Below are 11,353 nucleotides of genomic sequence, written 5' to 3'. Positions count from 1 at the left end.
GTGGTTGCCCGTTCAAGCCTATATTTGACGACTCTACTTTGCAGAAGTGCAGAACATTGTTGCCAGTGTTGTTGCTGATAATTCCCCCGCGAGTTCCCTGGGAGAAGTCTATGCAAAAGCCGCCAGTGAAGGACTCAAAGTTATTACTCGTGGCTCTTGGGCGATAACAGTTGGTAGCGACCATGCCGTGAACGACAATATTTCGAAGGTCACAGGTTTCTATCCAGATATTCGAGCAGTACTTGGATCCAGTGGGGTCCAATGCGTACTGGCGACCGCCGAGCAAACCGATCAACTGCCCATCTAGGGTGCAGTTTTTAAGCCCTACATCGTCAACCGATCCATCAGCAGTCGGATCGATGATAATCGCAGAGTAGCCGCCCGTGAATTTGATGCCCGAGATCACAATATTCTTGGCGTTAACTACTCTGAAAAATGCCTGCTTGGTAGTGTTGCCCCAGATTAATTCCGAGCCCGCACCTTCTCCTGTAACGTTCTGACCGGTGCCTAGCGTCACGGCGGAGGTCCGATTCGGCTCCCGCCCTTCCGGGTAGACAGCGGCCGGTCCAATCGGCGCTACCTTGTATCGGCCAGACGGAATATGTACAGGGAGTCCAGTGCTGAAGCAAGCCAGGTACCCGGCGGTATCGTCAGTGATTCCGTCGCCCTTGCAGCCGAACTGTTTAAGGGTATAAGGCGTAGTTTGGCAAAGCTTCCAACGGTAAGTGCCGTTGTCACCAACGATCACGCTTCCTTTATTGTCCGGTGTAGTGACATCGTCGGGATCCCTGCGATAGACACCTCCACCTCCATCTCCAGGCACGTAATATCCAAGCACATAAACCGCGTCACTCGCCGTAACGAGTGCCTTAAGTGCTGAGATATTGTCGACGACCTGACTGGTGATACCCGCTTCGTTAATGTTTTCTAGCATTTCCTTTGCTCCTTGATGATGGGGTTTTGCTTGTTTACGATGTTCGAAATCTAGCGTTTCCGGCATGTTTCTACGATCGTTTTGGGTAATCGATACCATGGGCGGCGATGATCCGCTCGAAGGCCTTGTTGCCGATCGCCAGCCTGCCGCAGCACTGGCGCCGGGTGATGCCCAGTTCCAGGAAGGCGCGAATCCGCTCGGCGTACTTCGCGTCGCGGGCCTGAACCTGTTCGCTTCGAACTGCGCCGTTGGCGCCGCCCCGGGTTGGCTTCTTGAAGGCGATGCCGTACTCCTTCGCGAAGCTGTAGAGGGTGCGCCGGCTCAGGCCCAAGGCAACCGATGCCTCCGTTTGCGTGTGCGTGGCTCCCAGTTCCCGAATACGCTCGGCAAGCTCGTCGCGTTCCTGCTGGCGTATATCTTTTGAGTGCAGGGGGCAGGGGAGTCGCCTCAACCCGCCGTCGAACAAATGGCTTCAGCGCTGGCGGCATCTGGTTGCTGTAGGTGATGGGTTTGGGCTTATACCCGATGGGCGCCGCTTCTTCGATCTGGCCGCCGCCGGCCAGAAACCGGGCGACCTGGGCCGCCAGTTCATCCGAGGCCGGGCGTAGTGCCTCGACCAGGCTGAGGTAGTTGCTGATCATGAGGGCCTCACTTAATGCGGATTGAACTGTCGCCGCGCTCCAGGTGAGCCCAGGCTGGTTCGGGTAAAAGTTCGTGCTCCGCATCCTCACCGGCCGCCATACGCTTTGTTACGGCTGCGTTGTGATCTCGGATTTCCTTGAGCTTGGTCGCGATAGCACGCTTGTCGGGAGAGAACACGGTTTTGGTGTCGATGAAGTCATCCGGGATATCGTCTTCTTTATCGACGATGACCTTTTCGGGCGCCAAAGCCAGAGTGATCGTGAACAACGGTCGCCTGATCGTCTTGATGTCGGAGGCCTCCATGTTATTGCGCAAGTACTCGTCGAGCTTGCCTACGGTATTCTTCCGGATGCGCTTGAGCTCATTCAGCCGGTCGACTTCTTTGTCTATTGCGTCGATGTCGCCTTGGATGTTCCGACTCAGCATGACGACGCTCTCAGCCTTATCGCCGAACTCGCCCTGGATCTCCTCCATGGCGTACTGCAGAGCCTCCTTCAACCCCTCGTCGTCGGTGTCAGCCATTGCTTGAAGTTCGGCCAGCTTGCCGGTGAGTGTGTAGAGCTGGGTCATGCTGCAGCCTCCTTATCGGCATCGGTGATTCGCTTCCATTCCAGCGAGATACGCTCGGCGCCCTTGGTGTCCTTGCGCAGAGTGAGTTTGCGTACCGCAACGTCATGGATCTTTTTCAGCTCTTGGGGGGACTGGGCTCCGGCCATCGTGTCGATAACCGATTTGATGTAGTCCAGGCGCTCCTGCTGCTGGCGAGCCCTCTCGGCCTCCTGGTCTTCGGCGTGTTCAATCAGCTCTTCGTCCTTCAGTTGATTGACGTACTCCGCGTCGTCAAACATCCCCAGGAACACGTCGGCGCTGAAGCCGAGCATAGATAGCGATTTCTTGATGGCATCGGTCAGCGATTCTTCGGCGCCTCGCCATCGGTTGTCGTACCGAACTTCGATTTGTAGAGGTAGCGAGTGCAGCCGTACTGCTCGATCTCGCCGCGCTTGCCGTCCAGCTCGAACCAGAAGCGAATCTTGATGGTGTGGTTGAGCTCTCGACCCAGTACGAGGCGTTTGTCGCCTTCGCCGCTAGCCATTTCTGAGCCTGCGTCGAAGCGCTCCTCCATGACTGACCACCCAAACCCGATGCCGACAGGCCCGAATATCTCCGTGGCTTTCATGATCATCGCCGTGCCGTTCAGGCTGGTGATCTTCTGTCCGCCAACCTCGGCAGCTTTGGTGTAGCGGGTGTCGGTCGTGCTGACCTTTTCCCAGATCTGCATGTTTGTCGACATGGGGAATCCTTGCCGCGATGCTCGCAGCGATTGAAGGTGTTGGTTATTGGGTGATTCGGTCAGCGAGGGCGCTGAGCAACATCAGGAAGGTGCAGACGGAGAGGGCAGAGAAAGAGCCGCGCCAGATCAGTAGGCGCCTGGTGCGCTGGCGGGTGGTCACGGCCGAACCCTCACCGCGATCCGCCCGCCCTTCATGGTTGCTGTAAGGCGCTTCGGCAGGGTGGCCACGGCACGCTCACGCGGCTGGCCGATCACTTCATTGAAGGGGAGGCCGAAGCCCAGCATGATCAGCTTGGCCTCCACGTCGTCGAGCTGCTCGTCGATTAGCGATTTAACCGGTGCGGTGGTCATGCGTCCTCCTTGCGCTGCGTGGTGATCTTCAGCAGCCGCTGGCAGTAATGGTTGAACTCCTCGACGGTGATTGCGTCGCCAGTGAGCATGTTGGTGATCATCCGCACCACGACGGCTTGGGCGCCTGGTTCACTGCTGGGATGCTCCAGGGCCTCCAGCGCCTCATCGATCAGGATGTGAGGGCTCATAGGTCTGCATCCACATCGTCTTCGCGCTCTTCCCGTTCCGCCGCTACAGCGTCCTCGGCATAGGGCCTCAGCAGCGCCACAGCGATCTTCTCGACCGCCTCAATCGGACGCTGCTGGCCCAGCAAGTCGGCAGCGTGGGCGCGGGCATCGCTCTGGCTGCCGAGCATTGCCGACAGCAGCAGGCGGGCAAACGAATCGCGCTGGTCCAGGCCGTCGATCTGGCGCTGGTTCAGATGGCCTTGCAGGACAGTGCAGAACCGGTCGAACGTCACCACCTGCGGCTGGCCGTAGCGGCGCTTCCACTTGATGTCGACGCCGCACACCAGGCGCTCCGCCGAATGCTCAAGCCAGTCCGTCACCTCGTCGCTCTCGCTGACCTCTGGAGGCAACTGAGCGTCGTAACGCTCCTGGCATATCTTCAATGCTGCGTTCATGGTCGCCTCCGAGGCGGCTGGGTGGGTTAGTCGGTGTAAGCGACGTATTTGAAGTGGCCGTCTTTGAATCCCGGCATAAATAGGTCTGTCGGGCACCTGACCGGTAAGGTTGTTGGTAGTGGGTGGGGAGGTGTCTATGCGGGGGAAAACTGGAAAATCGTCAATCAATAGCGCTATGATAAATTTCAGTTTTTTCAGGGAGATCAATGATGTTTTTAAAGCGAATTACTGCAGCGCTTCTGCTATTGAGCGTTTCCTCGGTCGCAAGTACCTTGGCAAGCGCAGCAGAGGACGACACCGAAAACGCCGTCAATTTGCTGGCCATTGAAAGCCTTTGCGTCAAGGCCAATCCAGATTCGAATAGCAGCGTTGAGAACGCTTTAAATAGCGATCCGGAGACGACCGAGTCGCTTAGAGCAGAAGTTCGCCGAGTCAAAGCTGATCCAGCTTCCAAAGCAAAAATCCAATCGTTGGCGTTCAATATGAGCAACTCTGTCGTCGTATCTAAGCTTCCAGATATGTGCTCGTACTACCTCCCCAAGAAGTGAGAACGCATACCTTATGCTAGGTGTCTCGCACCTGCGGGGTTGGCGTCCGACATCGTTGGAAGGCTCTCATCGCACAGTCAGCCTAAGCTGACCGCAACCGGCGCCGGGTGCCGCCCACCGTTACCGGCGCTGCGGGCATCGATCTCGACCCAGAGATCATTGACGATTGGCGGCCTCCATTGCTTGGGGTTAGGCGGTTGCTTTGGCTGCGATTAGCCGCTTGGCCTCAATCTCTTCGTCGAATGACAGGAGGTGAGGCGCTACTAGGTAAAGGTTGAGCAATCGTTCGCTTTCATCCGTTGACCATGTCTGGTCGGCTAAGCGTTCTTCGTCGCACTTGGCATAAGCCAAAAGAGCCGATTCGATAACTCCACTCATTGTTCTGCGCTGGATGCGACCCATTACATCGAGCATGTACTTAGCGCGGGGGCTGATTCGAACGCCGATTTGGGCGCTCCTGGTTTTTACGCCAACCTTCTTGGCCATGATTTTCTCCGTTCGTTGGTTCACCTGTATTCGTCAACACTCATGCCTCCCGCTGGTTGCCGATGGGCGCGGGGGAGGAGTGCTGACGGGTAGAGGTGGGAATCCGAAAAATCGGATTGATATGAGAGGACAGGGAGTCCTCAATGCATTGCTGTAGGAATGGTGGAGCTGAGGCCCTGTTCAGAGCGGTCAGCCACCACTAGGGGAGGTGCGATTACTGGTGAATGCTGGTCTTGCTGATGGCAATCCAAGAAATAGCGAATATGCCAGCAACAAATATCACCGGACTGCCGAAAACTTTGTAGTAAAGCCAAAAATCAAATGGCGTGGAAAAAGCGACCGCAACGCTCAACACTGCCATAGTTGCGAGAAGCAACGCCAGTGAAAGTGCACACATGCGCCATTGTGGTTTTGACAGATTTAAACGTTTTCCGAAAATGCATTGAAGTAGATTGAGCTTGAATCCGGCTTCAGCGATAACTACTACCAGAGCTAATGATCCGTACAAAATTGTAGGCTTAATCAATATGACGAATGAGCTCGGCAGTAGGAGTTTTCCAAGCAGTACACCAAATACCAAACCGAAAATTTGGAACAATAGAAACGCGCGCCACAAAAGCGCAAAGGACAGCCTCAGCCAATTTTTTGTCACACTCATTCTACGAGACCTTAAGGTGTTCATCATGTAGCGGCGGTATGCCGTTTCACGTTTAGGATTTCAGTTCTAAGCTACTAGATTGTATTGGCTCCATAAAGTACGAAAATTTTGTCATGCAGGTGACCGGGCATTTAACGACAGGCTATCGTGGCGCTGGTTGTTCAGATAACTGCCGTCATGGTCTTGGAGCCGTCGCCGTGTTCCGTGGTGAACGTCAGCGGAGCCGGCCGTCCATTACGGCGGATCAATGCGTTCGCCTGTGCAAAAACAGAGTATGGCTCGCCAGCTCCATCAGGCAGCAACGTGTTGCACGTCAAATTCGAGCAGTCTTCACCGTTCGGGCCTTCGCCATCGTGACCAATGGAAAAGCTCGCCATCATCGCGATGCCGTGTTCCTTACAGATCGCAATGACCTGCCGCATGAGCGGGCTGATCTGAGCGTCGTAAATCTGTTCTTTGTTCATGGTCATGCTCCGGTTATTTTCCCGATGCCCACCGCTCTGGATGGGCATCAGTGAAAAGGTCCGTCAGCCTTCGCAGCCCATCTGGTAGTTGCTTGCATGCTCGGCGCTGCAAAACGACAACTCTCGAGTGCGAAGCACCTGCCGATTGGTGTATGGGTCGCGAGTGCGGTCGTGAATGTTGCGGCGCACCACCTTTTCGGCTGGCTTGCCGCAGTACGTGCACTTCGTTTGTGTTGCTGCTGCATCGGTCATCGTGTTGCCCTCCGTTGATTTCCAATGCCGCCTCATAGAAGCGGCATCAGTAAATCTGTGGGTGTCTCTCGCGCCGCTTACCAGGTCATTCGCCAGTTCGGTCAACACCTCGTCACTAGAATCACTCACCTGGCGCTCAGTACCAGCTAATTGCTACTCTGCCGATATGGTCAGGGATCGGGGTTCCACATGGATGGCGATAAGCTCGAGCGATTGAAGCTCATAAGAAAATCCGGCGAGGGTGAGACTGCGCCGCACATGTCTCGGGATGGATTCAGCGAAGAGTCTGAGCAATATTTCTCTGATCGCGCTGCCAGCAAGCGCAAGGAAATCGAAGAAGGTGTAGTCCGGTCGTTGGCATATAAGGCTGACTATGAGCTTGATGACCTAACCAGAGACCTTCGCTTGGAGTTTGCGCGACTCAACAAAATTATCGAACTTCGAGAAGTCGCAAAGCAAAAGGGCACGAAGCAGAGTCGTAAGGCCGCTCGATCGGCGATCAAAGAGGCAAAAAAAGCCAGCAAGACAGCTAAAAAACCGAAGTTAGCTTCACCACCAAAGCAAACGAAGCCTTCAATCAAGGATTCAGAGTCGAAATGGGTCCGAAAGGTCTGTTGGCGGTGTGATAGCAAGTTTTCAATTCATATCCAATGGCAACAACCGCCTACGCTTTGCCCGGCGTGCACCAAAGACATAGACGAAACTCATCTGAGCTCCGCTCCGCATCGATCCATGCCTAAAGGATGGGTTCAGATCGTTAGCGGTGGAGCGCCGGGCATGGGTAAGCGTCGATAGCCGCTATTCAGTTGGCTTCCGAAAGCGCCCGATTCAGGCGCTGACGTGAAATGTTCTGCTGGTCGGTTTCCCGCTACTGGCGTCAGTCGCCGACCTGATTCAATTGTTCTTCCAGCCGCGGGCCTTTCGGCTTGTTCTCCCGCTGGATAACTGTTCTTGGCGCTTTACGCTGCACGCCCGGGTCAGTTGCCAACCCTCTGAGCCTGATCCGCCAAGAGATCAATCACGTTCGGCAGAGCCTGGACGTGATGGATGCGTCGGTGAAGGCAGCCTGAATTTCAGACACAAAAAAGCCGACGTACGAGGTCGGCGTCTTCAACAGCTTTAGGGGATGCTTTCCTTGGGCCTGATGGTGGGTGGTACGAAATCACCAACATCGCAAGCAATACCGCGCTTTCCATCACGCCAAACTATCGAAGCGCCACCAACGCGCCGGCGTTTATGCGCTGACACCAGTGCAGGGGTATACAAAGGATCTGGCCGACCAAGCCCGGGCGATGATTCAGCAATGGGGCGCAACACTTGCCGGCCTGGGTTCGGTGTCCACGGAAAACATCGTGCCCGTGGCGAAAGGCGGCACCGGGGGCAGCACACAGGCCGCAGCACGCAACGGCCTCGGCTTGGGGTCTGCCGCAGTTGCTGCGCTGCTTGGCCCTGTTTCGCAGGTCGGCGGCGTGCCGACTGGCGCCGTGTTTGAGTCTGGGTCGAACGCAAACGGCACCTACGTGAAGTTTGCCGACGGCACGATGATCTGCCAGCGCCTGGTGACGACCCTCGTTGATATGACGGCCAACCAGCTGAAGGACTTCGGCAACATGCAAATTGCTGCTCAGTTCGCAAGTTCGGCGTTCTCGGTAGTTGCGACCGGCATTCCAACGTCGACGTTTGATACTTACGGGTTTACGACCTCCTACTCCGTGAACTCCAACACAGTCAGGATCGTTTACAGAAACGGCGCAACACCGCAGACGATCGGCACCACACAAATTCTCTGCATCGGACGGTGGTTCTAATGAAGATCAAGTTGTCACCCTATGCCCCGATTGACCCGAGCGAAGCGCTGACGATTGTGCGGCGCGGGGATGTGCTCACCATCGACGGCGAGCGCTTCGATTTCAGCGCACTCCCAGAAGGCGCCACGCTCCCGGCTGAGGCGGTGAAGTGCGATGTCCTGGCCAGCGATGTGACGCGCATCAACGGGCAATTGGTCCTGACCCTGATGTTCCCGTGCAGCCCGGAGGCATCTGTCTCGGCACGGTTCCCCGCGGACATCATCGATCCACCTGACGGAAAAGTGAGCCTGCCAGCATGAGCAATATCGACTTCAGCAAGATGATCACCGCCGAACAGCGCCAGACTGAGCAGTTGCAAGCAGACCTCGACACCGCGCTGTCATTGCGCCGTGCGGCCTACCTGTCCGAATCCGACCCGCTGCGCTTGGATGCTGACTACGACGCGCTGAGCCAGGGCCGCGAACCGGACTATGCCGCCTGGCTTGCGTCCGTCGCCGCCATCAAAGCCCGGTACCCGCTGCCGGTCACGGTCGAGCCCGTCGCGGGCTGATCCGCAATCGAACACCGATGCCGCCTTGAGCGGTTTTTTATTGCCTGGAGAAAAGCATGCCGATCACTGAGCAGCAGCTGCTGCAGATCCTCCCGAACGCCGGCCGCCAATGCCGCCACCACCCAGGCACGGACCGAGCAAGACAAGCGCCTAGTCATCGAGCAGCAACTGGCCGCCGCCGACCAACACCACACCAAGGAATTATCCGATGCCCAGCGCAACCAGGCTCTGCTGCGTGACCGTCTTGCTACTGCTGATGTGCGGCTGTCAGTCCTTCTCGACGCCACGGATTCAGCCAGTGGCTGCAACGTGCCTGCCCCCCCCCGGCGCCGTCGGCGTGGTTCATGCAATCCGTCGAGCCCAACTTGACCCAGCGCATGCTCAACGAATTATCACCATCACCGACGACGGGGATAACGCCGTGATCGCGCTGCGGGCATGCCAGGCATACGCAAAGAAAGTATCAATGCGGAAGTAAATAAGCCCGGTTACCTTACCCGATGGCCGTCACTGCAAATTCCGCCAATCCTGTCCAGGTGAATAACCCTGGTACTGGGGATGAAAAGTTGGCCGGCGCCGATGTTGAATTAGCTCGTTGCGTATGTATACTCCCGCAACATTTTGGGGGGGTGGCATTTTGGTATTGTCGCGGCGTGGCTTTATGAAAGCAGGCACAGCATTGATGGCGCTTTCCACGCCAGCAGCGCAAGCCATTGGGGCTTCTGCAAAAGGAGGCTGGAGTGCATCGCCGGAGTCCTATTCAAGTCTATTGAAACTGGGAGCGTTGGTGCCCTCCATGCTTTCTCGGGTGAGGGCTAATGCCTCACCGACTTCAGCTGTTTGCGTGCTGGGCGATTCGATAAGCCATGGTGCATTCGCCGGTGATCTATATCGTAATAGCTGGGTAAACATATTCAAAAGAATGATCAATGCTGAATTTGAAGTGTCTGGCTACGGTTTTGTACCGTTGCTGGAGTTGGGGGCGGGTGATACATTTTCACAAGATATACATGATGTTTTATTGACGAGCATAAATGGTGAGTCAATCCACTGGATTCCACATAATGGATCTAACGGCGAGTATGTTCCTCAGGGTCTTTCTTGGAGATCTACTTTAGTAGGGAATATTATCTCTACGAAAATTCCTACATTTCAAAGAGTCGTTTTGGTCTGGTATATTGGCATGCCTGGCGGCGGGACTTTTGATGTTAAGGTGAATGGCGAAGTAGTTGCTGCTGTAGACACTGATGCAAGTGTCCGTCAGCCCTTTAATTATATTGCTGTACAGGCTTTAGACGACGGATCCGGCTCATGCAAAGTGGAGTGCATTACGACCTCAGCAGGAATAGTTGAGCTATGTGGTTTTAGTTATGTGGCAAAAGAAGGCGAACTAGTTGTCAATAATTTCTCAAATTCCGGTAGGCGATTGCGTTGGCTTGATGAGAATGCCATTGCCAGATTGATGAGCGGAAGCGCGATGTTCATCTGCGCGCTCGGATATAATGATAGTGGAGAAAACTCAAAAAAAGGAACATATTATGCGGAATTTAAAAAAAGAATAGATTGGATTGTAAAGTATTCAATTGCATATGATGTTCCAGTTATCGTGCCTGACTTTGTTTGGAATAAGCCTGGCAATGATGTTACGAGGCGCCAATTGCAACGGCTGGCCAAACAAACTAATGGGGTATATATTCCATTTCCGGACATGTTTAACAAGTTTGGAGAGTTTTCAAGTGATAAGTATAGGATACATGATTTAAAGATGTTTTCTGATGGCGCGCATCCTGGCGTTCTGGGTCACCAGTACATCGCAGAGGTTGTATCCAAGTGCCTCGGACTAACGTGCGGCTCGAAGAAAATTGCACTTCAGCAGTATGATTGGTGGATGCCTATTGCACTAAGTGCAACAGGGATAACTAACGCTGGTACTAATTCAGATACGGTAACAGCTGTAAGAAATTCCGGAAAAAACAGAGCGGATCTGCGCGTGTACGTGAACGGTATAACTGGTGCAACTACTCGTGGAATGTGGGCCTCATGGCCTGTACGCGCAGGAATTCGACAATCATTTGCCCTGCCTTCAATTCCACTGCAACAAAAAACTGATGGCACCTCCAGGGGGACGTTCACCATTCTGGCTGGAGGAGAGAGCACTGCAAATCCCAATGCCTACAATGATATATCGCAGCACTTCATGTTCACATCATTCCCGACAGTTGACTGAGGCTCGGATCAAAATGGATTTGTTCGTTCGGCAGGGACGCCGGAGAGGGGAACCACTGTAGGAATATACAACGCTAAGTTATTGATTCTTATAAGGTGAAATAGCGTATTTGGATGGCGCTGAAGAGCAGTATTTTCCTTTACAGATCATATGCTTGCGCGTGTTCCGGGGTCACCTTGACATGGTGGGGGTCGTTGGTTCGAGTCCAATCGCGCCTTCCAAACAAAATCCGCTCTGCTGGGCGGTCTAGAAGGGCTCACCGAAAGGTGGGCCCTTTTTTGTTGCCTGCGATTTGCAAGGCTCTCATCTCAGCGCGCCATTCGGCGCCGACCTCCACGCATTTGATCATCTTTCCGTCGCCCCCTCCTGATAGTGCTTCGCAAGTCTTTCGCCTGAACGTCCTGGGGATTCCGTTCGGCAACGTTAGGACTTTTCCGAGGTTAAAGATGGCGTCGTACTACTACTCTTCCTGTGTTGTTCCGAAGGATCGATAGGCCTGCCCCGATTCGTCATAAATAAC

The 11,353-nt window shown here is 54.7% G+C and carries 16 protein-coding genes and 3 pseudogenes; 7 read left to right on the top strand and 12 right to left on the bottom strand.

The annotated features are described in order from the left end of the window. The 12 genes and pseudogenes from HX807_RS23390 to HX807_RS23335 all read right to left on the bottom strand — a co-directional run. On the bottom strand, nt 1-1,033 hold a 1,033-nt coding region (locus HX807_RS23390), incomplete at its 3' end, for a hypothetical protein (protein WP_218174103.1). Then, entirely contained in the window at nt 1,005-1,265 is a 261-nt protein-coding gene (locus HX807_RS31785; protein WP_080673251.1) for a hypothetical protein, read from the bottom strand. The genes HX807_RS31785 and HX807_RS23390, both read right to left, overlap by 29 nt. Nucleotides 1,266-1,582: 317 nt before the next feature. Beyond that, nucleotides 1,583-2,146 (bottom strand): siphovirus Gp157 family protein, encoded by a 564-nt coding sequence (locus HX807_RS23380; RefSeq protein ID WP_102606480.1) that lies wholly within the window; start codon nt 2,144-2,146, stop codon nt 1,583-1,585. Then, a pseudogene (locus tag HX807_RS23375) lies at nt 2,143-2,867 on the bottom strand (hypothetical protein). Before HX807_RS23375 ends, HX807_RS23380 begins: the two are co-directional and overlap by 4 nt. A gap of 156 nt (nt 2,868-3,023) precedes the next feature. After that, the gene (locus HX807_RS23370; RefSeq protein WP_003212713.1) at nt 3,024-3,218 is read right to left on the bottom strand and encodes a hypothetical protein; all 195 of its coding nucleotides are present in this window, start codon (nt 3,216-3,218) and stop codon (nt 3,024-3,026) included. Further along, nucleotides 3,215-3,406, bottom strand: coding sequence for a hypothetical protein (locus HX807_RS23365; protein WP_102368932.1), 192 nt, complete (start codon nt 3,404-3,406; stop codon nt 3,215-3,217). Before HX807_RS23365 ends, HX807_RS23370 begins: the two co-directional genes overlap by 4 nt. Further along, on the bottom strand, nt 3,403-3,840 hold the full coding sequence (locus HX807_RS23360) for a hypothetical protein (protein WP_003212717.1): 438 nt from the start codon (nt 3,838-3,840) through the stop codon (nt 3,403-3,405). The genes HX807_RS23365 and HX807_RS23360 overlap by 4 nt, the downstream gene beginning before the upstream one ends. A gap of 160 nt (nt 3,841-4,000) precedes the next feature. Next, on the bottom strand, nt 4,001-4,321 hold the full coding sequence (locus HX807_RS23355) for a hypothetical protein (protein ID WP_158244087.1): 321 nt from the start codon (nt 4,319-4,321) through the stop codon (nt 4,001-4,003). Between the two features lie 256 nt (nt 4,322-4,577). Next, nucleotides 4,578-4,874 (bottom strand): hypothetical protein, encoded by a 297-nt coding sequence (locus tag HX807_RS23350; RefSeq protein ID WP_003212721.1) that lies wholly within the window; start codon nt 4,872-4,874, stop codon nt 4,578-4,580. 214 nt (nt 4,875-5,088) lie between these two features. Then, nucleotides 5,089-5,532 carry a septation protein IspZ gene (locus HX807_RS23345; protein WP_003212723.1) on the bottom strand — a complete coding sequence of 148 codons (444 nt, stop codon included), beginning with the start codon at nt 5,530-5,532 and terminating at the stop codon, nt 5,089-5,091. Between the two features lie 161 nt (nt 5,533-5,693). Then, nucleotides 5,694-5,996: a hypothetical protein gene (locus HX807_RS23340; protein WP_003212724.1), complete on the bottom strand. Its 303-nt coding sequence runs from the start codon at nt 5,994-5,996 to the stop codon at nt 5,694-5,696. A 63-nt stretch (nt 5,997-6,059) separates the two neighbouring features. Then, nucleotides 6,060-6,248, bottom strand: coding sequence for a hypothetical protein (locus tag HX807_RS23335; protein ID WP_003212725.1), 189 nt, complete (start codon nt 6,246-6,248; stop codon nt 6,060-6,062). A gap of 189 nt (nt 6,249-6,437) precedes the next feature. On the opposite strand from HX807_RS23335, the gene HX807_RS23330 reads away from it, so the two are divergent. From HX807_RS23330 to HX807_RS23305, 7 genes and pseudogenes are all read left to right on the top strand, one after another. Next, complete coding sequence (locus HX807_RS23330) at nt 6,438-7,043, top strand: hypothetical protein (RefSeq protein ID WP_102606482.1); 606 nt, start codon at nt 6,438-6,440, stop codon at nt 7,041-7,043. Between the two features lie 200 nt (nt 7,044-7,243). Next, a pseudogene (locus tag HX807_RS32040) lies at nt 7,244-7,318 on the top strand (Rha family transcriptional regulator); the annotation flags it as partial. An 81-nt stretch (nt 7,319-7,399) separates the two neighbouring features. Further along, nucleotides 7,400-8,056: a phage tail protein gene (locus tag HX807_RS23325; protein WP_134326078.1), complete on the top strand. Its 657-nt coding sequence runs from the start codon at nt 7,400-7,402 to the stop codon at nt 8,054-8,056. After that, complete coding sequence (locus HX807_RS23320) at nt 8,056-8,355, top strand: hypothetical protein (RefSeq protein ID WP_102605131.1); 300 nt, start codon at nt 8,056-8,058, stop codon at nt 8,353-8,355. Before HX807_RS23325 ends, HX807_RS23320 begins: the two co-directional genes overlap by 1 nt. After that, entirely contained in the window at nt 8,352-8,606 is a 255-nt protein-coding gene (locus HX807_RS23315) for a hypothetical protein (protein ID WP_102605130.1), read from the top strand. Before HX807_RS23320 ends, HX807_RS23315 begins: the two co-directional genes overlap by 4 nt. A gap of 6 nt (nt 8,607-8,612) precedes the next feature. Next, nucleotides 8,613-9,084: pseudogene (locus HX807_RS23310) on the top strand (lysis system i-spanin subunit Rz). 183 nt (nt 9,085-9,267) lie between these two features. Further along, nucleotides 9,268-10,833 (top strand): SGNH/GDSL hydrolase family protein, encoded by a 1,566-nt coding sequence (locus HX807_RS23305; RefSeq protein ID WP_146013733.1) that lies wholly within the window; start codon nt 9,268-9,270, stop codon nt 10,831-10,833. Nucleotides 10,834-11,353 lie beyond the last annotated feature (520 nt).

The sequence above is a fragment of the Pseudomonas sp. D8002 genome (assembly GCF_013385695.1).
In the GTDB taxonomy this organism is placed as follows: domain Bacteria; phylum Pseudomonadota; class Gammaproteobacteria; order Pseudomonadales; family Pseudomonadaceae; genus Aquipseudomonas.
Note: the sequence above shows the minus strand (reverse complement) of the source record. Positions and strands in the feature narration are given on the sequence as shown.